The 23,182-nt window shown below is 71.5% G+C and carries 30 protein-coding genes; 8 read left to right on the forward strand and 22 right to left on the reverse strand.

Annotated features, from left to right (window positions below):
- Positions 1-12 precede the first annotated feature (12 nt).
- Both sdhA and ACFV3E_RS22105 read left to right on the forward strand, forming a co-directional pair.
- Entirely contained in the window at positions 13-1,767 is a 1,755-nt protein-coding gene (sdhA, locus tag ACFV3E_RS22100) for a succinate dehydrogenase flavoprotein subunit (RefSeq protein WP_500536156.1), read from the forward strand.
- Positions 1,767-2,525, forward strand: coding sequence for a succinate dehydrogenase iron-sulfur subunit (locus tag ACFV3E_RS22105; RefSeq protein ID WP_500536157.1), 759 nt, complete (start codon positions 1,767-1,769; stop codon positions 2,523-2,525). The genes sdhA and ACFV3E_RS22105 overlap by 1 nt, the downstream gene beginning before the upstream one ends.
- Positions 2,526-2,564: 39 nt before the next feature.
- On the opposite strand, the gene ACFV3E_RS22110 is transcribed toward ACFV3E_RS22105, so the two are convergent.
- Positions 2,565-3,587: a hypothetical protein gene (locus ACFV3E_RS22110; RefSeq protein ID WP_500536158.1), complete on the reverse strand. Its 1,023-nt coding sequence runs from the start codon at positions 3,585-3,587 to the stop codon at positions 2,565-2,567.
- Positions 3,584-4,918, reverse strand: coding sequence for a DUF4132 domain-containing protein (locus ACFV3E_RS22115; RefSeq protein ID WP_500536159.1), 1,335 nt, complete (start codon positions 4,916-4,918; stop codon positions 3,584-3,586). The genes ACFV3E_RS22110 and ACFV3E_RS22115 overlap by 4 nt, the downstream gene beginning before the upstream one ends.
- 244 nt (positions 4,919-5,162) lie before the next feature.
- Here ACFV3E_RS22115 and ACFV3E_RS22120 point away from each other — a divergent pair, with 244 nt between their 5' ends.
- Entirely contained in the window at positions 5,163-5,684 is a 522-nt protein-coding gene (locus tag ACFV3E_RS22120; RefSeq protein WP_500536160.1) for a hypothetical protein, read from the forward strand.
- A gap of 381 nt (positions 5,685-6,065) precedes the next feature.
- Positions 6,066-6,764, forward strand: a complete 699-nt coding sequence (locus ACFV3E_RS22125; RefSeq protein WP_500536161.1) for a hypothetical protein — start codon at positions 6,066-6,068, stop codon at positions 6,762-6,764.
- Between the two features lie 3 nt (positions 6,765-6,767).
- Here ACFV3E_RS22125 and ACFV3E_RS22130 read toward each other — a convergent pair whose 3' ends face one another.
- On the reverse strand, positions 6,768-7,652 hold the full coding sequence (locus tag ACFV3E_RS22130; RefSeq protein ID WP_500536162.1) for a hypothetical protein: 885 nt from the start codon (positions 7,650-7,652) through the stop codon (positions 6,768-6,770).
- A 126-nt stretch (positions 7,653-7,778) separates the two neighbouring features.
- Between ACFV3E_RS22130 and ACFV3E_RS22135 the strand changes: the two genes are divergently transcribed.
- A complete protein-coding gene (locus ACFV3E_RS22135) occupies positions 7,779-8,954 on the forward strand; it encodes a D-alanyl-D-alanine carboxypeptidase family protein (RefSeq protein ID WP_500536163.1) in 1,176 nt (391 codons plus the stop codon).
- A gap of 30 nt (positions 8,955-8,984) precedes the next feature.
- Here ACFV3E_RS22135 and ACFV3E_RS22140 read toward each other — a convergent pair whose 3' ends face one another.
- From ACFV3E_RS22140 to ACFV3E_RS22180, 9 genes are all read right to left on the reverse strand, one after another.
- Entirely contained in the window at positions 8,985-9,245 is a 261-nt protein-coding gene (locus tag ACFV3E_RS22140; RefSeq protein ID WP_500366940.1) for a hypothetical protein, read from the reverse strand.
- A 5-nt stretch (positions 9,246-9,250) separates the two neighbouring features.
- Positions 9,251-9,442, reverse strand: a complete 192-nt coding sequence (locus ACFV3E_RS22145) for a hypothetical protein (protein ID WP_500536164.1) — start codon at positions 9,440-9,442, stop codon at positions 9,251-9,253.
- Complete coding sequence (locus tag ACFV3E_RS22150) at positions 9,439-10,293, reverse strand: peptidoglycan-binding protein (protein WP_500536165.1); 855 nt, start codon at positions 10,291-10,293, stop codon at positions 9,439-9,441. Before ACFV3E_RS22150 ends, ACFV3E_RS22145 begins: the two co-directional genes overlap by 4 nt.
- Before the next feature lie 124 nt (positions 10,294-10,417).
- On the reverse strand, positions 10,418-11,068 hold the full coding sequence (locus ACFV3E_RS22155) for a hypothetical protein (RefSeq protein ID WP_500536166.1): 651 nt from the start codon (positions 11,066-11,068) through the stop codon (positions 10,418-10,420).
- Positions 11,065-11,358 carry a hypothetical protein gene (locus ACFV3E_RS22160; RefSeq protein WP_500536167.1) on the reverse strand — a complete coding sequence of 98 codons (294 nt, stop codon included), beginning with the start codon at positions 11,356-11,358 and terminating at the stop codon, positions 11,065-11,067. The genes ACFV3E_RS22155 and ACFV3E_RS22160 overlap by 4 nt, the downstream gene beginning before the upstream one ends.
- On the reverse strand, positions 11,351-13,759 hold the full coding sequence (locus ACFV3E_RS22165; protein WP_500536168.1) for a hypothetical protein: 2,409 nt from the start codon (positions 13,757-13,759) through the stop codon (positions 11,351-11,353). The genes ACFV3E_RS22160 and ACFV3E_RS22165 overlap by 8 nt, the downstream gene beginning before the upstream one ends.
- Entirely contained in the window at positions 13,746-14,576 is an 831-nt protein-coding gene (locus tag ACFV3E_RS22170) for a hypothetical protein (protein WP_500536169.1), read from the reverse strand. The genes ACFV3E_RS22165 and ACFV3E_RS22170 overlap by 14 nt, the downstream gene beginning before the upstream one ends.
- Before the next feature lie 93 nt (positions 14,577-14,669).
- A complete protein-coding gene (locus ACFV3E_RS22175) occupies positions 14,670-15,512 on the reverse strand; it encodes a hypothetical protein (protein WP_500536170.1) in 843 nt (280 codons plus the stop codon).
- 248 nt (positions 15,513-15,760) lie between these two features.
- Positions 15,761-16,309: a hypothetical protein gene (locus tag ACFV3E_RS22180; RefSeq protein WP_500536171.1), complete on the reverse strand. Its 549-nt coding sequence runs from the start codon at positions 16,307-16,309 to the stop codon at positions 15,761-15,763.
- Between the two features lie 279 nt (positions 16,310-16,588).
- On the opposite strand from ACFV3E_RS22180, the gene ACFV3E_RS22185 reads away from it, so the two are divergent.
- Entirely contained in the window at positions 16,589-16,816 is a 228-nt protein-coding gene (locus ACFV3E_RS22185) for a hypothetical protein (protein ID WP_500536172.1), read from the forward strand.
- A 12-nt stretch (positions 16,817-16,828) separates the two neighbouring features.
- Here the strand turns inward: ACFV3E_RS22185 and ACFV3E_RS22190 are convergent, their stop codons facing one another.
- The 5 genes from ACFV3E_RS22190 to ACFV3E_RS22210 form a co-directional block, all read right to left on the reverse strand.
- Entirely contained in the window at positions 16,829-17,479 is a 651-nt protein-coding gene (locus ACFV3E_RS22190) for a hypothetical protein (RefSeq protein ID WP_500536173.1), read from the reverse strand.
- Positions 17,480-17,494: 15 nt separating this feature from the next.
- Positions 17,495-17,830 (reverse strand): hypothetical protein, encoded by a 336-nt coding sequence (locus ACFV3E_RS22195; RefSeq protein ID WP_500536174.1) that lies wholly within the window; start codon positions 17,828-17,830, stop codon positions 17,495-17,497.
- 65 nt (positions 17,831-17,895) lie between these two features.
- Positions 17,896-18,186, reverse strand: a complete 291-nt coding sequence (locus tag ACFV3E_RS22200; protein ID WP_500536175.1) for a hypothetical protein — start codon at positions 18,184-18,186, stop codon at positions 17,896-17,898.
- Between the two features lie 110 nt (positions 18,187-18,296).
- Positions 18,297-18,857, reverse strand: a complete 561-nt coding sequence (locus tag ACFV3E_RS22205; RefSeq protein WP_500366961.1) for a phage tail tube protein — start codon at positions 18,855-18,857, stop codon at positions 18,297-18,299.
- 81 nt (positions 18,858-18,938) lie between these two features.
- A complete protein-coding gene (locus tag ACFV3E_RS22210) occupies positions 18,939-19,343 on the reverse strand; it encodes a phage tail termination protein (RefSeq protein ID WP_500536176.1) in 405 nt (134 codons plus the stop codon).
- Between the two features lie 304 nt (positions 19,344-19,647).
- Between ACFV3E_RS22210 and ACFV3E_RS22215 the strand changes: the two genes are divergently transcribed.
- The gene (locus tag ACFV3E_RS22215; RefSeq protein ID WP_500536177.1) at positions 19,648-20,085 is read left to right on the forward strand and encodes a hypothetical protein; all 438 of its coding nucleotides are present in this window, start codon (positions 19,648-19,650) and stop codon (positions 20,083-20,085) included.
- A gap of 79 nt (positions 20,086-20,164) precedes the next feature.
- Here the strand turns inward: ACFV3E_RS22215 and ACFV3E_RS22220 are convergent, their stop codons facing one another.
- Genes ACFV3E_RS22220 through ACFV3E_RS22230 form a run of 3 tightly spaced genes read right to left on the reverse strand, consistent with a single transcriptional unit; the run spans position 20,165 to position 21,368 of the window.
- On the reverse strand, positions 20,165-20,380 hold the full coding sequence (locus tag ACFV3E_RS22220) for a hypothetical protein (protein WP_500536178.1): 216 nt from the start codon (positions 20,378-20,380) through the stop codon (positions 20,165-20,167).
- Complete coding sequence (locus ACFV3E_RS22225; RefSeq protein WP_500536179.1) at positions 20,377-21,072, reverse strand: hypothetical protein; 696 nt, start codon at positions 21,070-21,072, stop codon at positions 20,377-20,379. The genes ACFV3E_RS22220 and ACFV3E_RS22225 overlap by 4 nt, the downstream gene beginning before the upstream one ends.
- Positions 21,073-21,110: 38 nt before the next feature.
- Positions 21,111-21,368 carry a WhiB family transcriptional regulator gene (locus ACFV3E_RS22230; RefSeq protein WP_500536180.1) on the reverse strand — a complete coding sequence of 86 codons (258 nt, stop codon included), beginning with the start codon at positions 21,366-21,368 and terminating at the stop codon, positions 21,111-21,113.
- 242 nt (positions 21,369-21,610) lie between these two features.
- Here ACFV3E_RS22230 and ACFV3E_RS22235 point away from each other — a divergent pair, with 242 nt between their 5' ends.
- The gene (locus tag ACFV3E_RS22235) at positions 21,611-22,060 is read left to right on the forward strand and encodes a helix-turn-helix domain-containing protein (RefSeq protein WP_500366971.1); all 450 of its coding nucleotides are present in this window, start codon (positions 21,611-21,613) and stop codon (positions 22,058-22,060) included.
- Between the two features lie 3 nt (positions 22,061-22,063).
- Here the strand turns inward: ACFV3E_RS22235 and ACFV3E_RS22240 are convergent, their stop codons facing one another.
- Entirely contained in the window at positions 22,064-22,507 is a 444-nt protein-coding gene (locus ACFV3E_RS22240; protein WP_500536181.1) for a DUF4234 domain-containing protein, read from the reverse strand.
- Positions 22,508-22,651: 144 nt separating this feature from the next.
- A complete protein-coding gene (locus ACFV3E_RS22245; protein WP_500536182.1) occupies positions 22,652-23,179 on the reverse strand; it encodes a MarR family winged helix-turn-helix transcriptional regulator in 528 nt (175 codons plus the stop codon).
- Between the last annotated feature and the right edge of the window lie 3 nt (positions 23,180-23,182).

A 23,182-nucleotide genomic window follows, 5' to 3' on the forward strand; every position in this document is an offset into this window, starting at 1 on the left:
AAGCGACCCCTCATGCAGATCCACAAGTACGACACCGTCATCGTCGGCGCGGGCGGCGCCGGCATGCGCGCCGCCATCGAGGCGACGAAGCGCAGCCGCACCGCCGTGCTGACGAAGCTCTACCCCACCCGCTCCCACACCGGCGCCGCCCAGGGCGGCATGGCCGCGGCCCTCGCGAACGTCGAGGACGACAACTGGGAGTGGCACACCTTCGACACGATCAAGGGCGGTGACTACCTGGTCGACCAGGACGCCGCCGAGATCCTGGCGAAGGAGGCCATCGACGCGGTCCTCGACCTCGAGAAGATGGGCCTGCCCTTCAACCGCACCCCCGAGGGCCGGATCGACCAGCGCCGCTTCGGCGGCCACTCCCGCAACCACGGCGAGGCCCCGGTCCGCCGTGCCTGCTACGCGGCCGACCGCACCGGCCACATGATCCTCCAGACGCTGTACCAGAACTGCGTCAAGGAGGGCGTGGAGTTCTTCAACGAGTTCTACGTCCTCGACCAGCTCATCGTCGAGGAGGACGGCGTCAAGCGGTCCGCCGGCGTCATCGCCTACGAGCTGGCCACCGGCGAGATCCACGTCTTCCAGGCGAAGGCCGTGGTGTACGCCTCCGGCGGCACCGGCAAGTTCTTCAAGGTCACCTCCAACGCGCACACCCTCACCGGTGACGGCCAGGCCGCCGTCTACCGCCGCGGTCTGCCGCTGGAGGACATGGAGTTCTTCCAGTTCCACCCGACCGGCATCTGGCGCATGGGCATCCTGCTGACGGAGGGCGCCCGCGGTGAGGGCGGCATCCTCCGCAACAAGGACGGCGAGCGCTTCATGGAGAAGTACGCGCCGGTCATGAAGGACCTCGCCTCGCGTGACGTCGTCTCCCGGGCGATCTACACCGAGATCCGCGAGGGCCGCGGCTGCGGTCCCGAGGGCGACCACGTCTACCTCGACCTGACCCACCTGCCGCCGGAGCAGCTGGACGCCAAGCTCCCGGACATCACCGAGTTCGCGCGGACCTACCTCGGCATCGAGCCCTACACGGACCCGATCCCGATCCAGCCGACCGCGCACTACGCCATGGGCGGCATCCCCACCAACGTCCAGGGTGAGGTCCTGTCGGACAACACCACCGTCGTCCCGGGCCTGTACGCCGCCGGCGAGGTCGCCTGCGTCTCCGTGCACGGCGCCAACCGCCTCGGCACCAACTCGCTGCTGGACATCAACGTCTTCGGCCGGCGGGCCGGCGTCGCCGCCGCCGAGTACTCCGCGGACCACGACTACGTCGAGCTCCCCGAGGCCCCGGCCCAGTTCGTGGTCGACCTGGTGGAGCGGCTGCGTGCCTCCACCGGCAACGAGCGGGTCGCGCAGCTGCGCAAGGAGCTGCAGGAGACCATGGACGCGAACGTCATGGTGTTCCGCACCGAGCAGACCATCAAGACCGCCGTCGAGAAGATCGGCGAGCTGCGCGCGCGGTACCGGAACGTGTCGATCCAGGACAAGGGCAAGCGGTTCAACACCGACCTGCTCGAGGCCATCGAGCTCGGCAACCTGCTCGACCTCGCCGAGGTCATGGCGGTCTCGGCCCTGGCCCGCAAGGAGTCCCGCGGCGGCCACTACCGCGAGGACTACCCGAACCGCGACGACGTCAACTTCATGCGGCACACGATGGCGTACCGCGAGGTGGGTGCCGACGGCACCGAGGCGATCCGTCTCGACTACAAGCCGGTCGTGCAGACCCGCTACCAGCCGATGGAGCGTAAGTACTGATGAGCACCGCGACCCTCGACAAGGTCGAGGCCGAGGCCGAGGCCTCGCCCTACATCACGGTCACCTTCCGGATCCGCCGGTTCAACCCGGAGATCTCGGACGAGGCCACCTGGCAGGACTTCGAGCTGGAGATCGACCCCAAGGAGCGGGTCCTCGACGGCCTCCACAAGATCAAGTGGGACATGGACGGAACGCTGACGTTCCGTCGCTCCTGCGCCCACGGCATCTGCGGCTCCGACGCCATGCGCATCAACGGCCGCAACCGGCTGGCCTGCAAGACCCTGATCAAGGACATCAACCCGGACAAGCCCATCACCGTCGAGCCCATCAAGGGCCTGACGGTGCTGAAGGACCTGGTCGTCGACATGGACCCGTTCTTCCAGGCCTACCGGGACGTGATGCCCTTCCTCATCACCAAGGGCAACGAGCCGACGCGCGAGCGCCTGCAGTCCGCCGAGGACCGCGCGCGCTTCGACGACACCACCAAGTGCATCCTGTGCGCCGCGTGCACGTCGTCCTGCCCGGTCTTCTGGAACGACGGCCAGTACTTCGGCCCGGCGGCCATCGTCAACGCCCACCGCTTCATCTTCGACTCGCGTGACGAGGGCGGCGAGCAGCGGCTCGAGGTGCTGAACGACAAGGACGGCGTGTGGCGCTGCCGCACCACGTTCAACTGCACCGACGCCTGCCCGCGTGGCATCGAGGTCACCAAGGCGATCCAGGAGGTGAAGCGCGCGCTCATCACGCGTCGCTTCTGATCCCCTCCGCCGAGGCTCCCCCGAGGGCCCCGCAGCCGGTCAGCCGGCAGCGGGGCCCTCGGGCGTTCCCGGGGTCAGCGCGCGGCGGATCTGCCTGCGGGTGACCGTGTGGCCGGCACACCCCGCGAGCCTGCGCAGCTCGTCCCGGCCGGCGTCACCGTCCAGGCGGGCCAGGGCGCGTATGCCGGCACCGGCGACGACGGTCTTGACCGGGGAACGTTCGACGAGGGCACCCAGAACGCGGACGGTCTCCGGGTGGGGAGGCACGGACGGCGACGACAGCAGCCAGGCCAGGCCGCGGACGGCGGTGACGTTCCAGGGGTCGTGGCCGGCCGCCTCGGCGCTTCCGCCGTGGGTGGCCAGCGCGAGCCAGGGGGTGGCGGTACGGCGCACCGTCTCGGCGTCGACGCCGTCGAGGATCGTGCCCGCCGCCCGGTCCCAGCGCGCGCTGGGCGCCGGCTTGGCGGCACGCAGATGCGGGATCAGCCGCCGCCAGGGATCGCCGAGTTCCGGTAGCTGGGCCAGCACCCGGTCGGACCAGAGCTCACCGGGATTGAGGGGCGGCTCGGGGAGGCGGTCGAGCAGCAGCTGCGCCCAGCCGAGGCCATGGTGCGCGCACCTGCGGATCATCCCGACGACCTCCGCCGACAGAGGACGTCCTGCGTCGAGCAGGGCCTCGGCGACCGGGGGCATCTCGTCGTCGCAGTCGAACCAGTACGACCTACGGGCGATGCCCTCCAGCCTGTCGTTCCAGACGCCGCACCACGCGTCGTGCACGAAACCCCGGGACACCGTGGCCAGCAGCACCATGACACGCTCGTACCGGTCGGGCGTAGAGCCGGGCGCGTTGGCACGCTCGACGAGCAGCCTCGCGAGGGCGACACGTCGTTCCCAGGGCATCGCCTTCAGACGGGACACCGCTGCGTAGCCCTCGCAGTCGGCCGCCGCCAGCAGATGCCCGGCCAGCTCGGTCACCTCCCCCTCCGCGGCGAGCCGGGCGATGAATTCGATCCGGCCCTCGTCCTCCCAGGGCGAGCATCCCGGGGTCCTTGCGCGCTTCACAGCCGGCTCACGATCGTCGGGTCGGTGATCTCCGTGTCGTGGGCGAGGAGCAGCGTCTTGCCGAGGACCACCGACAGCATGGGGTCGCCCTCGAAGGGCAGGGGGCGCGGGAGCGCGCAGGCGTGGGCGGGCGGGACGACGCACAGGTGGCGGTCGCCGGGGGAGATGAGGACGTTGCCGGAACCTATGTGGATCCGGTACGTGTGCCGGTCACCGCGGACGTGCAGGAAGCGGCCCTCGACGGTGCAGCGTCCGGCGATGGCCAGCCGCGGCACGAGGCGGGACAGCACCTCGCGGCGCGTCTTCGCGCACGGGGTCAGCTCGCCGAAGCCGTAGGACGCCCAGTAGGCGCGGAAGCGGCCGTCGGGGCCGCCGTCCTGCCAGGTGGGGTCGTTGCCGATGCCAGCGGCGCCCACGAAGAGGTCCACGTCGCGCAGGACTTCGCTGAGGACGAGCGGCGGGACGTCGGCGAGCGGCAGCGGATCGGCGGCCCGGTTCCCGCGGGCGTGCAGCGGGAGGAAGCGCACCTGGTCCGTGCCGACGTACAGATGGCTGCCGAAGTGACCGAAGACGTCCCCGTCGACGCCCTGGACCCGCAGCTCCGCCCGCAGCCCCCACCGCGGGAGTTCGCGCGTGGCGGGCGGGAAGGCCTCGTCGACCGGCAGGCGCGGGCGGTACCGCCAGCCGCGGGCGGCGGCCAGCGAGGCGAACCGGTGCTGTCTCAGGACGTGGTGCGTGGCGCTGACGCGTGCGGCGTCCGCGAGGCCGTACACCTCGCGGTGGGCCTGCCGAAAGGGCTGCGTGACGCCGTGCCGCTCCAGCCACTCCCGCCAGGCGGTGATCTCCGCGCGGTCGCGCCCCCAGGGGTGCCACAGTCCGACGACGTCCTCCCCGCCGCCCAGGACCCGCTCACCGTCGAGGGTGCGCAGGCCGCCGTCGGCCCACCCGCAGGCGACCCCGTCGACCGTCCACAGCAGGCGCCGGACGAGGGTCCCGAGCAGCGGATGGCCCAGCAGCCGCTCCCGCCACACGGGGTACGCCCACGTGCGCCGTTCCGGGAACTGCCGGTCCAGCCACGCGGCCTGCGCCGCCAGCGTCCGGTCGATGTCCCCGACGGTCGCCCTGAGCCGCGTCCACTCCCCCGCGTGCTCGCGCCGCACGGCGGCCGGAGCGCCCCTCAGTGCCTTGCCCGCCGCGTTGCGCCACCCCAGCACGGCCCGCCCGTCCCGGATCCCCAGCTCCGCGGTGACCCCACCCAGCCGCTGCGCCACCCCGATCCCGTACCCGGGCACGGCCGGCTCCCCGACGTCCCCCCACGCGATGACACTCACCGTCCACCCCCTGTGCGGCGACCCCCGCAGTCCCCAACCCCGCCGAGCGTAGGACCGCCCTCTGACAACGCCCCGTCTGCGCTTGTACGTGACTTGATTCAGCCTATGGTGCGTTTATTGATGATCTGTCATGCTCCGAGCAGGATGCGGGGAGCTCCTGTGGGGGGACATGGCAAAGCTTGGGCGGCCGCAACCACTCGGACTCGGACATGCAGCCCAGGAAGCCCATTCCATCGCCGCCCCGATGTTGACGGCTGCCGCACTGGCCCTGGCCGGTGTGGTGGCGGGCGCAAACTCGAACACCTTTGTATGGTCTGGGCCGACTCTCCTCGTCCTGGTCGCAGCGTCGCTGTCCTTGGTGGCCAGCATTCAACTGCATTATCATGCACGCCATTTCTACTACTCCGTACAGGACATCGATTTCTGGTACGGGTTCGACGTCCGTCGCGGATCTGACGTCTTCAAAGAACTATGTCATCGCCAGCAGAAGGATTTCGAGATCTGGGAGCGATACATACGGCGGGCCGCGGCATGCTTCAATATAGGCGCCTTACTGCTGGGAGTCGGAGTATCCCTCGCACTTGCTCCGGCACCGGGCGACAAGCAGGAAACTTGGCGCTGGATCGCCCTCTCCATGGTGCTCGTCTGCACCGTGGCGGATGCGGCATGGGTTGCATACCTCTACAGCAAGAGGTCCGAATACGCCGACCGCGATGCCGCCCTAAATGAACTCAATGGCGTCCCCGACCAACCTAGCGAGGAATAATACAATGGACATGCACGCCATGACACTTCCAGGGTTCGTCGGCCCCCGTCGGAGGCGCCGAACCAAGGAATGTTCCGGTGAAGGATGCTTCGGGCAGATCCCCATAGAGCCAGAGACCGGGGACACCGTAACGGCATGGGCCGATACGGTGCGTCAGGGGAAAGCCGCGATCTCGGCGTACATCGAAAAATACAAGGCCCCCCACGCGCAGGGCTGCCGATATCGAGAGCTTCCGCCCTCGATCCACAGCGCGGCCGCCGCCGAAGGCCGGAGGCCAGAGCCCCATCTCGAAAGGGCCCTCGCCGAACTCAACGAAGCCCGCGGCGAAAGCTAGCCACCCGTCCGGCAACCTGGGCCACGCCCGCCACTACGATGACGCGCGTGGCTCGGACGGACAGGGAACGGGGGCGTTGTCCCGCCCCATGGCTGGGTCTGGGCGCGCTGGCGCTCGGGAGCTTCGCCGTAGGGGACACCCTGCACCGGGTGCGCGTGGCAGCGGAGTGGGCCGTCACGTGGTGGCCCTGGCTGCTGCTCGCGCTGGCGGTACTCAACCTCGTGCGGTCCTTCGTCGCCGTCAGCTCCCTCATAGCCCCTGGCGTCCTGGCCGCGATCGCACTCGTGGGGCTCGCCCACGGGCACGCCGTCAGCGGCCGTGTCCTGGTGAACGTCGTCCTGCCCGTCTCACTCGCGCTCGTGGGCGTCGCGTTGCTGCGTCCCTCCGTTCGGCCGGGGGACGGGCGGTGGACGCGGTTCCTGTCCACGGGCCGCGTCCGCGGTCCCGGGGCGATCGGAGAACGCACCCGGCACCCGCTCCTGGAGCTGCGGGCCGTCGCCGGTGAGATACGGGCGGACCTCACCGGTTCGGCGCTCGACGGTGACGTGACCGTCCGCATCACGGCGGTCGCAGGGCACGTGCATCTGACCGTTCCCCGGAGCTGGCCGGTCACGGTGCAGACGACGGGCATGCTCCTCACACGGGTCACCGACTCAGGGCCGAGGGACGCCATCGACACGGACTCCGGTGGCGTGGGCCTGCATCTCCTGGGACTGGGCGGCGCGGTCAGCCTCGTACGGGCGTAGCGCTCATCGCAGACGGTCGGATATTTGCCGGAACAGGTCCCACTCACCATCGTGGTCGGGGAGTTCGTGGCCCATCGCCTTGGCCAGATCGAGCCGGTGCAGGTCGTAGACGACGTACATCAGCCCCGCGTACGCCTGGGCAGCCGTCACCGCCCCCTTGTACGCGAGGGCTGCGCCCGCCAGGGACACGGCGAGGAGCCACCACTGCCGCGGTTCGTCGTGGAAGGCCACCGCGCCGACCAGGGTGCAGGCGAGGAAGCAGTGGCACAGGTTCACCGCGGTGTCGAGGGAGTCCCGGGCGGAACTCAGCGCGGCGGCCAGGCGGCCGGAGACCTGCGGGAGGATCCGCGGCCAGGAGGCCAGCGTCGCCAGGCCGTAGCGCTCTCCGGCTCTGAGTTCGCCCGCACGCAGGGCGTTTCCGAGGGCTGTGGGAAGCAGCACGTTGCCCGGAGGAAGCGCCGCCAGTCGCCGGACAGCCTGATGGCGGTCGCGTTCGAGGCGGGCGAGGGAGTCCCGCTCCCGTATCTGCTCGCCGAGGCTCTTGCCCGTGGAGCTCTCCACGGCCGTGTTCTCGCGTGTGGTGGCGTCGAACAGGACCAGCCACCTGCGCCGCTGGTACTCCACCAGCACTCCCGCCAGCCGCGACGTCGGCGCCCACCGCTCCCAGTAGCCCTCCAGCACCCGGACGGCCCGTACCTGGAAAGGGTGCAACAGCAGGCCGAGCAGTGCGGCGGAGGCGGAGATCGCGAGCATTGCGGCCGCGGCCGCGGCAGGGGTGGCGGGGAGGGCTTCGTGCCATCGGGTGCGGCCGGAGAACGCGCCCGCGCGGGTGAGGGTCCAGGCGTATGTGACGAACAGGGCGCTCGGCGCGAAGTGCACGGACAGCATCCGGCGCAACGGGTTCCCGCCCTTCCCCCATTCGCATCAAGGAACCCAGTATGCGCTGGGCCGACCGGTGTCCACAGCGGTGCCCCCGGTTCGGTTGCGGGGGGTCGCAGCTTGTACCGTCCCCCCATGGCCGCGACACCCCCCACACCGCCGCGACGTGCCGTCCTCGGACTCGGCGTGGCCGCCGCGCTGCTTCCCGCCGGGAAGGCGATGGCGGCCGGCAGATCCGTGGTCGGGGGCGAGCGGCTGGGGAGGCGCGGGGTGCAGGTGGCGGCGGGGGCGCCGAGGCTGCCGGAGACGAACTCCCTGTCGTGGATCGTCGCGGACGCCGACTCCGGTGACGTGCTGGCGTCGTACAACGCGCACCGGCAGCTGCCTCCGGCGAGCACGCTGAAAATGCTGTTCGCGGACACGCTGCTGCCGCGCTTCGGCCGGCGGACCCGGCACGAGGTGACGCACGCGGACCTGGCGGACATAGGAGCCGGGAGCAGTCTGGTCGGGATCGAGGCGGGGATCACCTACACGGTCGAGCAGCTGTGGCTCGGGGTGTTCCTGCGGTCGGGGAACGACGCGGTGCACGTGCTGTGCTCGATGAACGGCGGGGTGGAGAAGACCGTCCGGGAGATGCGGGCGCGGGCGCGGGAGCTGCAGGCGAACGACACGTACGTGGTGAGCCCGGACGGCTACGACACGCCCGACCAGCTGTCGTCGGCGTACGACCTGACGCTCTTCGCGCGGGCGGGGCTGCGGAACCCGGACTTCAGGTACTACTGCCGGACGCAGGTCGCGCGGTTCCCCGCGGAGAAGGGCGCGACCTTCGAGATCCAGAACACCAACCGGCTGCTGGGCGACTACGACGGCATGATCGGGGTGAAGAACGGCTACACCACCAACGCCGGGAACACCTTCACGGGCGCGGCGGAGCGCGACGGACGGACGCTGCTGGTGACCGTGATGCACCCGGAGTCGGGGTACGACGAGGTGTACCGGGAGGCGGCCGACCTGCTGGACTGGGGGTTCGACGCGGTGGGCCGCGTGGAGCCGGTCGGGGAGCTGGTGCCGACGCTGAGCCAGGTGCGCGCGATGGCCGGGGGGCCTCCCGGCGAGAGCCGCGGCCCGCGGCCCGCGGCGGCGGGGGACGCGTCGAAGGGTTCCTCGTGGTTCGGACCTGCCGTGGAGACGGTCCTGGTGGCGGCGGTCGCGGCGTTCGTCCTGGCGATCAGGCGGCGCCCCCTGCCGCAGCGGGCGGCGGCCCGGGGGGACGCCGGGCGGCGCGGGCGCGGCTCGAGCCGCGCCCGCTGAGGTCGCCGTCCCGCGGCCGGGGTACGCGGCTCACCCGGCGAAGGTCCCGTAGGCGGCGACGACCAGCGCCAGCAACCCGGTGAGCGCCGCCACGGCGGGCAGCGGCCAGCGGGAACGCTCCAGCGCCTCGATGCGGTCCTCGTGCTCGCCCAGCACCTTGTCGGTCTGGTCGGCGCGCTGCAGGAGCAGGGCGAGATCACCCCGCGTGGTGGCGAAGCCGACGTCGACGGAGCGGCGCAGTCGCTCGAGTTCGAGGGCGACCCCGAGGGTGCCTTCCTGATGCGTGGTCATCTGCCTCACCGCCTCAGCCAGGAGGGCAGCAGCCGCTCGACGGCGTCGAGGGACATCACGCGGGTGACGGCGGCCGCGACGGCGAGCACGGTGCAGGCGCCCGGCCAGGTCGCGTCGACCAGCAGCGGCGCGGCTGCGGCGAGGGCGACGCCGGTCTGGACGAGGGTGCGGACGGTACGGCGGTCGGCGTCGGTCATGTGGTCTCCTTCCTCTTCGGGACGTGCAGTCCGTCCCAACTGGTGCGGCCGGGGATGCCGTCGGCGTCCGCGCCGCCGTAGCCGAGCTTGCGCTGCCAAGCGGCGTAGGAGCGGCGGTCGGCTTCGGTCCACTCCGGCCCGGGCCCTTGCCGGTAGCGGCCGCAGCCCACGGCGACGAGGCGCCGGCCCATCGCCGTGACGACGTCGCTGCGCCGGCCGGGCCGGAAGAAGGCGGCGCCCGGGAAGGGCTCGTACGTCCGTGCGGGCGGGGTTCCGAGCCGCTTGGCGACGCGCTCCCGCATGGCCGGCATCGGGAAGCTCGGATCGATCTTCCGTCGCGTCCATTCCTTGTGCCCGATGACGTGGCCGGCGCTCCAGCCGTGCACCCGGCACAGGGCGACGGCGGTCCTCTCCACGGCCGCCAACTGGGCGGCGGGGTAGGGGTCGCGGCCATCGCCCAGGTTCTCGATCTCGAACCCGTAGAAGTGGGCGTTGCCGTCGACGGCGTCGGCACCGGGCTTCGCGGGCAGCGGGCGGCCGGTGCGGACGGCGTCGTACACGGCGCTCGAACCGCTGCCGGCGTGGTTGGTGCGCCCGTATCCGACCAGGTGCACGGTGCCGTCCTTGGCGATGACCCCGATGCACAGGGGTCCCGGCAGGTCGGCGCGGCCGGTCCGGCACAGCCCCACGCTGTCCCGGCCGGCGGTGTGATGCAGCATCACACCGTGCACCTGGCCCCAGGCGGCGACGGCGTTGCGGTTGTGGGTGCGCCAGTCGCCGTGTCCGGCGACGGTGACGCCTTCGGCATCGAGAGCGGCCAGGAATGCCGTCGCGGAGACGGGTGTGGCCATGGTTCCTCCTCTGATCGGTGGGACGTTGGGACGTTGGGACGTCGGGACTGGGAACGGGAACGGGGAAGCCCCGGGCCGCCGTGTGCACGGCGGCCCGGGGCTCTGGGCCCGGGGGCGGACGGTCCTACAGCAGCGGGTCGATCCGGATGAAGCGGGTGTCGAAGTTGGCCGTGCTGGACGCGTTGCCGGAGCGGTAGGCGGGTGTGGCGGTGTAGCCGGTGCCCGCCGTGAGGCCCGTCACGAGGAACTGGCTGGACGACGAACCCCGGCCGGTGTTGGTGACCAGTGCCGCCCGGTCGTCGCTGGTGGCGAGGATCACCGCGTTGTCCGAGGCTCTGCGGACCGTGGCGGACATGTAGGAGCTGTACGTCCCCGAGCTCCACATGTAGGCGCCCACCGTCACGATGACCTGGCCGGAGGCGGGCGCCGTGAAGGCGGCCGCCATGGGGTCGCCGACCGCGTCGGTCAGGGTCTCCGCGTACGTCGTCGAGTTCGTGGTGCCACCGTCCACGTTCACCCGGAACACCGGGACGGCCCCCACCGGTGCCCAGGCGGTCCCGGTGTACTGCACCAGCCGGCCGGGGGTCGTCAGCCAGGCGACCATGCCGGCCACGGGTGCCGTGACCTTGGCGTCGCGCGACGCCGCGTCCGCGAAGCGCATCACGGTACGGCCGTCCACGCCCTCCGCGAGCGCCCTGAGGTTCGCGGGCAGGTCGGCGGCGTCGGTGGCCTGGGGGTAGGGGAGATTGCTGATCGGGGTGTACTGCGTGCTCACGCGGTGGCCTCCGCTGCGGACTCGGGTACGCCGCCGCCTTCGGCGGTGTACGGGGACGGGGTGGCTTCCTCCTCCTCGCCGGGGCCGTGCGGGGACGGCGGGTCCGGTTCCCCGTCCGGCGGCAGGCCGTCGCTGACCGTGACGGCGACCGGAAGGTCGGGCCCGTGGTCCGCGGCCGCGCCGACGCCGAGGTATCCGGCGAGTTCCGTCGTCACCGCGTCGGCCAGCTGCAGGAACTGAACGTCCGTCAGGGTGACGGGCCCGGACGGCCCGGGGGTGTTCTCAGGCATGGGTCCCCTCCTTGATGTCCCGCCAGGTCCGGCCGCCGGCCTTCACCTCGGCGAGGGTCGGATACGCGGCCGCCACCTGGGCGTACGTCTGCCACACCTCCGTCACCGGGGCCGCCGGGGCGTCGGGGGTCAGCCCGGAGTCCGCGGGGACCCCGTTGGCCACGGTCCCGCGCAGGGTCAGGGTCTGCCGCACCCCGCCGGCCGCCGTCGCCGCGGTCTTGATCCCGGTGACCCAGGCCAGGGTGTCCAGTCGGGCGCCGCTGGTGTCGACCAGCCGCACGACGTCGCCGAGCTGGATCCGCGGGTCGGGGAGCACCTCGACGTCGCCGATGACGGGGACGGGGTACTCGCCGGCCTTGCGCATGGCGTCGGCGAGCGACTGCGCGCCCCGCAGGTCCTGCACCCAGTCCGTGGCCTCGGCGGAGTACTCCTGGCGTCCGTAGAACCGTTCGCCGGCACTGCCCGCCACCCAGGAGGTGGCGAAGCGCTCGGCCGGGTCGTCGGCCGGCTTGAGGGTCTCGAGGTGGACGGACGGCTCGCCGGTCTTCGTGACGGTGTAGAGCGTCTGCGCGCTGCGGTTGCTGAAGCGCACCACGAGGTAGCCGTCCTCACGGCGGGTCAGGACGTCGACCGCGCCCTTGACCGCCGTCGCCCCGGCCGCGGGCGACGTCGCGAAGCGCACCGAGGACCCGGAGGTGGTGACGGAGTCGTCGTCGGTCAGCGGCGGTCCGATGTCGAACTCCTCCTCGGCCATCACGTAGCTGACCGTGACCGATCGGTTCGCGGGGATCTCCCGGATGGTGCCGTCGTCGTAGACGGTCCCGGTCGCCGCGCCGGTCTTTGACCAGTCCTTGGCGGGCTGGACGCAGTAGTTCCGGCAGGCGTCGATCTCCTCCGTGACGGTCAGCGCGGCGATGTCCCGCACGGTGGTCAGCGTGAGGTCGGCCGCCGTGGGGGGCTGGGCGAACCGGGTGTGGTTGCGCCAGCGGAATACGCCGAGCTCGTCGAACTCGGCGGTCGCCATGGTCGCCTTGGCGATCTGCGTCAGCACGTCCCACTGCGAGCCCGAGACGCGGGGGACGGAGACCAGCGGGAAGACCGCGTCGTCGAGGACCGCGCCCTTGGTCCAGGTGCCGGACTGGCTGAAGACGGCCGCGGCCGGCATCGCGGCCAGCCCGGAGGTCACCTGCAGCGATTCCACGGCCACGGTGGTGACCAGCCGCACCTGGTCCAGCTCGGCGGACTTCTGGACGCCGGACGGCTGGACGTACGTGGCCGCCGTCCCCAGCAGCTGCGTTCCGTCGGGTGCGGTCAGCCTCGGCTGCACGGTGGGGTACACCGCGGTCCCGGTGCCCGCCGTGTCGAAGAACGCGCCGATGTGCCAGACGCCCCGCTGTGCCCTGATGGCCGGCCATGACCACTCGAAGTACCAGTAGCCCTGGTCCGAGCCCTCGGAGTAGAGGCGGACGGTGCCGGCGACGAAGTCGACGACCAGGCGCAGGGTGCCCGTCGCCGATCCCGTGCGGTTGAGCTGGAGGTGGATCTCCACCGTGTCGCCGATGCCGACGGCGTTGTTGACCCACGCCTCGGCGAACAGCCGGCTGCCCGGCACGGTGACCCGGCTGCGCGGGAACCAGGAGGTCGTCAGGCCCGTGGTGCCCGGCTCCAGCCCGGTGGGCACGAGCGCCATCTCGTGGGGCGCGTCCTGCCTGGTCCACGTGTAGTTCCGCGGATCGGGCAGCACCTCCGGCTGGCCGTAGGGCGTGGTGAACCCGCCGTGCAGCGTCGCGTGGACGAGGGTGAGCGGCTGCCCCTCGACGAACTCGGGGTAGCGCGCGGGCGGGGAGCTGTGGAGTCCCGCCTGCCGGAGGAGTTCGTCCACGCACCAGGTCGCCGAGGACACCGGGCGCTTCCGGAAGAACCCGATGTACGGCTTCGGCAGGACGGCGGGGCCGCGCAGCCGCTCGGCCCCGTCCAGCGCGGTGACCTTGACGGTGTCGCTGCCGGAGGCCGCGCTGCGGGCCCGGACCGTGCCGCGGAAGGCGGCCAGGTCGTTCCCGCCGAGCCCCGCGGCGTGCACCACGGACTGGCCGGGACGGACGAGGTCTCCCGTGCTCCTGGGCGCCCACGGCGAGTACAGCTGCGGGCCGGACTGGTCGGCTCTGCCCTGCAGGTGTTCGTCCGACGAGACGGCCGCACCCGAGATCTCGAACTCGGCCTGGGCCGAGGCGCTGCCCGCGAACGCCCGCATCGCCTCCGGAAGGTCGGTCGCGTACGACCGGTCCACGCTCCACGACTGCACCTGGGCGCCGAGGTCCTTGCCGCCGAAGCGGGTGGAGTGGGACGTGGTCCGCTCGCCCTGCGCGAGGGCCGCGCCGAGCGCGTCGTCAGCCCGCTGCACCGGCCACCTCCACCAGGTCGATGCTCACGCCGCGGTACGGCAGCGGCTGGGCCGGCACGTCGCTGTACCCGGTGACCGCCATCGCGGGGCAGCCGTCGCCGGGGACGCCGTCCGCGGCGCCGTCGTCGTACGACAGGCAGGCCCCGGCGAGGGCGTACGTCCCGGCGGCCCCGGGCTTCGCGCAGGGCGTCACGAAGGCCGCGCCCGCCGGTACGGTCCCCGCCACGTAGGCGCCGTTCGCCGACACCGACGACAGGTAGGCACCGGCGGCGTTCTTGAAGTCGAGGTTCACCGCGCACGTCGGCAGGGCGGCGATCGCCGTGGGGGCCCGGAAGGAGATCCGGGTGCCGGGCGCGACGGGGTGGTTGCCCCAGTAGCGGTGGCGCCAGGCGACCTTTCCTGCGGTGTCCGAGGCGGTGAAGGCGAAGACCCCGGGGGACGCCGATTCCGCGACGGTCCCCGTGCCACCGCCCACCACCAGGAACCACTGGCTGAGCCCCAGGCTCCCCGGCTCCCCCCGGCCGGCCGCCTGCAGGGCGTCCAGCATGTTGGCCGCCGCCGGGTCGAGCAGCACGACCGGCCCGGCGCCGTCGGTGCGGCGGGCCAGCCGGTCCAGCACCCTGGCCTGCGCGGGCTCCAGCGTGTCCCAGCTCAGCTTGGTCCGGCGGTTGGCGCGCGCGTTGCGCACGACGGTCACCCGGCCGCCGAGCGACGTGAACTCCGACACGCCGAGGTCGGCGCTCCGGTCGAAGCTCCGTGCCGCGCGGTCGATCTCGTACAGCGAACCGGGCGGTCCGATCCACAGGTTCCGGCCCATGTGTCACCTCGTCTCTTGCCGTCAGGGCATGAAAAAGGCCGGCGACACGGTCGCCGGCGTCGAATCCGTACGAAGGGCGGAGAGGGGCGCGGCTCAGCGCCGCGCGAGTTGCCTGTTGCCCAGCGACACGGCCCGCGCGATGGTCTGTGCGTCCACCTGGACGACGACGGGGCGCTCCGCGAGCTTCTCCACGGCCGCCGCCAGCCGCGCCATGTGCGCCGGCGATCCGCCGCCCCTGCCGAGCATCCGCTCCAGCCTGCTGAGCGGGATGACCGCCTCGGCCTCACCGCCCTCACCGACCAGCGCCAGCGTGCCGCCGTCGCGGGCGGGGACGACACCGCCCTGGGCGAGGGTGGGGATGTTGGGGATCTGCGGGAGGTGGATCGAGAAGGACTTGCCGCCGATCACCGGCACCCAGCCCGGGATCGACACGTGGACCCGGTTCAGCGCGGAGATCATGTAGTTGATGCCGCTGATGTAGGCGCGGGGCAGCGCGGTGAAGGCGTTGATGATGCCCTTCAGCACGGACTTGATGGGACCCGCGTGGGACTTGATGGCACCGAGGATGGCGTTCCAGGCCCACTTCACGCCCTTGGCCAGGGCGGCGGACACCTTGTCCATGTTGATGAACTGGGAGATGATCGGCGCGAGCAGTGCCATGACGAGCCCGAACGGGTTCGCCGCCATCGCGAGGTTGAGCCCCCGCTGCGCGAGCGAGGCCCCCTTGACCCCCTTGCCGAGGCTCCCCATGGACTTCCCACCGCGGTCGGCGTTCTTGCCGGCCTTCCCGACGGACTTCTCGACGGCGTCGGACTGACGCTTGACCTCACGCAAGGCCCCCTCGGCCTTGCCGGAGGCGCCCTTGAGCCTGTCGAGGGACGTCTTGAACTTGTCGGTGCTCCCGCGGGACTTGCCGAGTGAGCTGTCGGCTCCCACCGCGGACGCTTTCACCTTATCGAGGCCGGAGCCGCCGCCGGCCGCCGCCGACTTCATTCTGCCGAGCGAGGTGTTCAGCCGGTCCGAACCGCCGCGGATCCTGTCCAGCGAGGGGCCGGCCCCGGCTGTCGAGGACTGGATCTGCCGTGCGGCCGTAGCCGCTTGGGAAGCCGCGCCCCGAAATCGGGCCAACGATCCCGCGGCCGTGTTCGCGCTTCGCGAAAGAGACATGTGGACTCCAGGTTGTTTCAGGCCATCTGGCGTGCGGCGCCGTTCAATTCCTTGGTGAGATCACTGAGAGATCTGGACAGGGCGATGGACGCACTCCGCATGGATTTCACTCGCTCCACATCGATGCTTTCCACCGGGGCTTGCACCGCCGGCTCCGCGTTCTTCTTCCGGCGCGGAATCCCGTTCTCGTCGTGCTCGATCCGAGCCTTTCCCAAAAGGGAAGTCTTCAGCTTGTCCGTATCGAAGAGGGTGCTGACGACGAAGCCGCCCACGATCGCCGTGAGTGCCGACCAGGCCGCCACCGAGTCGGCCTTGAAGTCCTGGAGACCCTTGACCACTTCATCCAACCCGAAGCCGATCGCCTTGGCCCAGTTCTCCGCCTGGGTCGGCTCTTCCTTCGCGTCCTTGAACTTCTGGTCGAGATATTCCTTGCTGAGCCCCCCGCCTTTCTGCTCCTTGAACTTTCCGTCGATGTAAGCCTGGGTGGCTATACCACCCCCCGTCTCGAGTTTGCCCTTTATGTCTGCTACTTGGCTGTACACCTCGTCGATCGAGTGATTCGCCATGACGGCACCTTCCTCGCGGTAATGATGGGCACCCAGAGGGCACTTGACACGCGCAACCAACAACCCCAGACTGGAGCGTCGTTCATTTGGCAAGCATTTGAGGTTCCCACAAGGGGGGAAATGTACGGCCCGGCGATTCCGGTGTCCGCTCTGTCGGCCTTTGCTCTCTGGCTGTCATTGCGGATCTTCCGAGGGGGTCGCGCGCTGAGGAAGCGCGGGATCCGGACCACGGCAACGTGCGTGAACACGGGAGGCGGCCCGAACGGCAGTGTTCAGCTCATGGTGCAGTTCACCACGGACACCGGCGAAGCCGTTCGGACCAGCATTGGCCCCTTCAATTTCCCACCCGTCCGCACAGGCGGACTTCTTGAAGTGGTCTACGACCCGCAGGAGCCGGTCAACGTCGAGACCCCCGACCGGCTGACGAACGGCAGGGTGGCACTGGCTTTCGTCCTCGGCTCCGCGACCGCGCTCCTCCTCTCGCTGGCGCTGATCGTCCTGGGCTAGTGCTCCGGGGCCCTACGCCGTCTCGTACGTACCGCTGACGCGCAGGAAGCTCCCGCTCGAGAACGCCGTGCCGAACACGCCGCCGCTGCCGACCTGGTTGAGGGTGGACGCGCTCGTCGAGCCCGGCGCCCACACGGTGAAGCCGGTGGCTCCCGAGGTGGCGGCGAGCTGGCCGCTGACGAGTGCGCGGCCCGCGGAGTTGGAGGCGTTGCCGACGAACTGGACGAGGGTGCCGGTGGCGCCGGCGACGACGGGGAGGCCGAAGGTGTAGGCACCGCTGCCGTTCGCCGTGGTGGCGCCGACGGCGAGGTACATCTGGAAGTGGCAGGTCCTGCCGACGAGGGCGTAGCGGCCGGCGATCGTACCGTCGCCGATCGCGGGGTTGGTGGTCGTGGCCGTCCATGTGGGGGTGTAGCCGTTCCAGACGCCGAGCCCGACCCAGGCGGTGCCGGTGCAGTAGGTGAAGCAGCCGGGAGCGGTCAGCCAGACGAGCATGCCCGCGGCGGGTGCGGTGATCTTGGCGTCCCGCGTCGCCGCGTCGGGGAAGCGCAGGACGGTACGGCCGTCGGCCGCCTCGGCGAGGGCCTTCACGTGGGCCGGCAGGTCGGCGTTGTCGGTGGGCTGCGGATACGGAAGCGCGCTGAGCGCCGTGTAACTGGTCACGGATGGATCGGCCCCTCAGGCGAAGAAACGGATCAACTGCGCGGGCGTGGGGTTCTCGGGAAACGGCGACGGGCCCTGGTCCGCAACGGGGCCGGCCTCGGCGCCGGGGCGTGGGACGGGCTGGGGGTACTCGAGCGCCTCCGCGTCCTCGTCGCGGTTCACGGTGGCGAACATCCAGTTGGCCTCGGCGAGGTGGTCGACCACGTGGGCGAGCAGGTGGTCGCCCACCGACCAGTCGGCGGCCTCCCCGTGGATGCGGCGCAGGGTCGCGCTGTCGCGTGGCAGGTGCCGGACCAGCACCGCGAGCCGGCGGGAGGACAGCCGGCCGCGGTGCCAGTCCAGCAGGTCCACGCCGTAGTGGCGGAGCAGGTCCGCCTCGAGCGCCTCGGCGTGTTCGTCGACGAACCCGCCGAGGCTCAGCCTTCCCCCAGGCCGAGCCCGGTCTCCTTGCCGTAGGCCTCCAGGATGGCCGCGATGTCCTGCATCGTGACCTCGTGGCGGTCGAAGCGCTCGAACTGCGGCTCGCCCAGGAGCAGTTCGAGCAGCCCGTCCACGTCGTTGTCGTCCAGGGCCCGCAGCTTGCGGGCCGTGGAGCGGCCGAGCTCGGTGGGGAGCTCGAAGGTGTCACCGTCGACGGTGAAGGTCCAGGAACGGCCGAGCGCCTCCAGGCGCTGGGCCCGGGCTGCGCTGACGTCGAAACCGGCCATGGTGGATCCCCTCTGTGATGGGTGGGTGGGTGGAACGGAAGGTGCGGGACGGGGGCCGGACCCGGGGCCGGTGGCGTGGCGCCACCGGCCCCGGCGGTCGGACGGGGCGCCTACGCGTAGGAGGCGTCCTTCATGAGGATCGTGGCCAGCGGCTTGACGTCGTCCACGGCGAGCGCGGTGAAGGTGACGCCGAGCTTGACCGACGAGGTGCGGTTGAGCGTGATCTCCTCGGTCTCGGTCACCTGGCCGCGCGGGATCACGAAGCGGTAGGTGACGTTGGCGCCGTCGGTGAACTCGATGCCCATCGCCTTCTCGTTGAACTTCGGCGCGCCGGCCAGGTCGTACTTCCACTCCGTACCGGAGGCGGCCACGCTGTCGCCGCCCATGAAGAAGGGCAGGGTGTCCTCGTTGAGCTGCAGCAGCTGGAACTTCACGCTCAGGTCGCGGTCGGAGTAGATGAACCGCGCCGGGCTGACGGACTGCCAGGTCTCGACCGGGTCGAGCTTGTCCTTCTTGTTGAACTTGATGCCGTCGGGCGAGGTGTAGCCGAGGTCCTTCCAGGCGGCTGCCCAGGCGACGACGGTGTCGGCCGGGGCGGCGGTGCCGACGGGGGCGACGAGGATGCGGCCGGTGCCGGCGACGCGGATCTCGGAAGAGTTGTTGCCTGCCATGCTGAACTCCTTGCCGGGGATGCGGATATGACGAAGGCCCCGCCGGACGGCAGGGCCTGATCAGGGGTGAGCGCCGGGCGCTCAGGCGGGCCGGATGTACAGCCGCGTCGTGGAGTAGTAGCGGTTCGCGGCGGCCCGGTTCCAGTCGGGCAGCCAGCGCGGGCCGTCGGCCTCGACGACGTCGGTGACGACGGCCGTCCCGTAGGTCGTCGCCCGCAGCGCCTGCACGGCGGACCGGGCGGACAGGGCCAGGGTGTGGGCGGCCGTCTTGGTCGGGCCGTAGACCTCCAGGTCGACCAGCGGCTGGTCCAGGTGCGCGTCGTCGATCCAGGCCCCTCCCGCGCGGGAGACCAGCACGACCGGCTGGGTGCCGTCGAAGCCGGCGGGCGCGGTGTTGTCGACAGTCGCTCCGGTCAGTTCGGGGCGGGCCTTCAGGAAGTCGACGACCAGCTTCTCCACATCGGGGAAGACGGGTGGATTGGGCAAGGGCTTCTGCTCCCTTCGAACGGTGGCGGCGGCCCCGCGGTGCGGGCGATGGGCCGCCGTCCAGCACGAAGCGGCGGTCCGTCGCCCGGTGTCCCGGGCACAGCTCCGCCGCTGCATCCATGGTGATTGATTGCGCTCGCGCGCGCAACTTGAATCGTCTCCGCAATGGCTGGATCCGTGACCCGAACCGCGACGCCCGAGGATTGGCGGCACCCGAAAGTGGTGAACACGTGTTTGAAGGACGTCTGGGTCCGGCGACGCTCGACCGCCGCTCGGCACCAGGGGGTAACGGGGAGGGAGTGCCGTGCCAGGCACGGAGGACATGCACGAACCGGCGGAGCACCGGGCGCGGGAGCGCACGCAGGAACACGCACAGGAACAGGCCCGGCCGGCCGCTCCGCCGGCCGCCCGGACACTGACGGAGGAGGAGGCCCGAGGGCTCATCGAGGAGATCGTCCAGGCGTGCCTGCCCGGGGGCCTCGTGGCCGTCACTCGCTCCCACCTGGAGGAAATCACTCTGCGCGCCTACGCCCACGGCTGGCAGGACGCGATGAGCCAGTACGAGGAGGAAGCGGAGACGGAGCGGGAGGACGGCGTCGCCCGTCCGCGGCCGGGGGACTTTCCGCGGCTCGTGAGCCCGGCGCCCGACACGGCGTCCGCCCCGCCGGGGCCGGCGCCGGCTCCCCGGCCGCGGCGCCCGCGCCGCCCGCCCCGGGGTCTGCCGGGGGCGGGCATGACCTGACGCCGGCCGGTCCCCGGACACGACGCCGCCCCGCGTACCTCCTCGGGTACACGGGGCGATGCAGGGAGATGTCGTGGCGTCAGGCGCGCCGCGTGGGCGCTTTTCGGCCACGCGCCAGCCGTTCGGCGGCGAACACGTCCTCCAGCCGGTACAGGCTCGCCCGGCCGCTGCGGCCGGCCGCGGCCAGGTGCCCGAGCTGCACCCACTTGCGGACCGTGGCCGGGACGACCCCCGTCTCCCGTGCGGCGGACTCGCCGTTGATCAGCGTCGGGCCGGGGTACCGCGCGCTCCTCACACGGCCTCCCGGTCCACGAGGCCGGCGATCGCCGCCGGATCCAGGGGAAGTTGTCCCCATGCGGTCTCGGCCCAGGTGTGACGGTGCGCGGGGTCGTCCGCGCAGCCGCAGTCCTCGTCCGTGCAGCGGCACCCGGGGTTCACGCAGAGCACCGCCCTCCGGGCGGGAAGGGCTCGCAAGGAGACCGAGTCGCACCAGGGGCAGCGTCCGTCCACCCGGACCAGGACCTCGGTCTCCCCCAGCACCGACCCGCAGCGGCGGGCCATGCGACGGCATTCGTCGAGGACGTGCGCGGCCAGGACGGGGTGCTCGGCGACCCGGTCGAGCAGGCCCGCGATCCGGCTCAGCCGCTCGGGGACGGGGGCGCGGCGGGCACGGTCGAGGCCGAGCTTGTCCCGGACGGCCTCCTCCAGTTCGACGACGCCGTCGGTGACGTCCCGCAGGGCGTCGGACACATGGAGCCGCAGCGGAGCGGCGCCCCCGCCGAGCACCCACTCGCGGTCGGTCCGGTCCTCCCGGTCGCGTTCCGCGAGCGACCGCAGCGCCTGCGGCGTGAGGAGGCCCCTGGACGCGGCCGCGGAGCCGGGACTTCCGGGAACGAGTTCGCGGACGAGCTCGGGGAACTGGCGCCGGAGGATGTCGAGCCACCGGACGGCCCGGGCGGTGTGCTCGGTGGCGAGGTTGCAGGTCACGTGACGATTCCTTTCGTTGCGGACGGCGGTCCCGGGACTCACGCGGACGGGCCGGGCGCCGACGCCACCGCGGTCACCCGGCCGTTGCGCCACAGGCGGCCCGCGCAGACGCCGTCGAACCAGCTGTGCTCGGGGTCGACGACCTCCTCGCACACCGCGCGGATCGGGCACCGGCCGCAGGCGAGCAGCGCCGGCAGCGCCTCCCGGGCGTGCCGGGCGAAGACCACCGAGGGCGGCAGGCCGGCACAGGCGGGGGCTTGCGGGGGCTGAGGTTCGTACGGGGAACGTAAGGACACGACGGTCGGACCCTCCGACGGTTGACGTTGCGAATTCGAACATACTTTCGCATGTTGCGAACGCGCACGCAACAAATTTGTTCCCGGCGCAGGCCTACGGCACGTGCCTGAGGGATATGCCCGACACCCCGCGGACCAGGGGCGTCCTGAACACGGGATCTTCACCGATGCGAACGCGCAACGGTACATTTCGCACGCGCACGCTGGTTATCGTGAAGAAGCAAGAGGGAGGAGCCCCACAGGTGCCGAGCGATGCCGACCACATCGAAGAGTTCGCCGACTGGATCGAAGGCCTCATGCGCGGCCGGGGGTACGACATCGACAGCCCGCGCGGGGGCGGCAGGTCGAAGCTCGCGGACGACGCCGGAGTGCACCGCGCGGCCATCACACGGCTGCTGCAGCGGCAGAGCATGCCGGATCTGGAGACGATGCGGGGGCTCGCCCGTGCGCTCGGCATCCCCGTGCGCGACGTGCTCGTCCGGTCGGGCAAGCTGACCGAGGACGACCTTCCCCGGCCGGACGTCCACGCTTCGGGCGCCGGCCCCGCGGGACCTCGGATGACCGCCGCGCAGGCGGCGGACGCCCTGGGCATCCCCGAACACCTGAAGGCGGCGTTCATCCAGGTGACGGAGCAGTTCACGCGCCCCGACCGCGCCGCGGACCTGGGCGCGGGAGACCGCGCGACGGGCTGAGCGTCAGTTGCGGGCGACCCAGACCTGGTTGAGCTGCTCCTGGTAGTAGAAGGAGGTCAGCCCGAACGCGGGGGCCAGCAGCAGTCCCTTGAGGCCGGAGACCGTGTCGTGGAGGCCCGCGCGGCGCTGAGCGCGGGCGATGCGGCAGCCGGTGTTGTAGAGCGAGACGACGGCGGGCACGAGCAGCAGCGCGCCCAGGCTGACGGCGAGCACGGCGAGGGCGGGGCGGACCTTGATGCCGGGGTCGAATTCCCGCAGTTCCCTGTTGGCCCGGTAGTACCAGACGAGCCAGTACACGCCGAAGGTGAGGGACCCCAGGAGCCAGACGGCCCCGGGGCGGCGCATGTCGCCGGACGGCGTGGCGAGTCCCACGCCCCCGGAGACGGGGAAGCCCGGGAAGGGTCCCCGCGGGTAGGGGAGGGTCCGGTAGCGGTCCTCGTCGAACATGCTGCCCCCAGGTCGGGCCTTCGGCCGGTGACGGAGCGGTTGCGTGCCGAAGAGAAGGTAAAGCTACTCGGCGGTTCGGCGGCCTGTCAGCGGGGAACGCTCACAAATTTCGCACAGGATGTCGGATCTTCCCGGATCCTGTGTTCAGCCGTCCTCCGCCACCACCATGACGCGTCGCAGCAGGTCGGAGAGGTAGCGGCGTTCGTCGGCGTCGAGGGTCCCCAGCAGCCGGTACTCCTCGTGGCCGAGGACGTCCATGGCACCGAGCCAGGTGGCGCGGCCGTCGTCGGTGAGCTCGACGTCGACGCGCCGGCGGTCGGCGGTGGAGTGGGTGCGCCGGACGTGGCCGCGGGCCTCCAGCGCGTCGAGGCGGCCGGTGACGGACGCGGGGGCCAGGTCGAGGTCCGCGGCGAGTTCGGACGGGGCGGCGCGGCCGCCGCGCCCGGCGAGGGCGTGCAGGGTGTCGAACTCGTGCCGCTGCAGGCCGAAGTCGACCAGCGACTGCTCGCGGACCTTGCGCAGGTGGCTGGTGACGAGCTTCATGCGGGTGACGGCGCCCTCGATGTCGGGGTCGAGGTCCGGCAGGAGGGGCAGCCAGCGCTCCACGTGCCCGTCGGTCCAGTCCCGTTCCACCGCGGCTCCCACGGCGTCGGCGTCGGCGTCTGCGTCCATGGC

The sequence above is a fragment of the Streptomyces sp. NPDC059718 genome (genome assembly GCF_042733315.1).
In the GTDB taxonomy this organism is placed as follows: domain Bacteria; phylum Actinomycetota; class Actinomycetes; order Streptomycetales; family Streptomycetaceae; genus Actinacidiphila.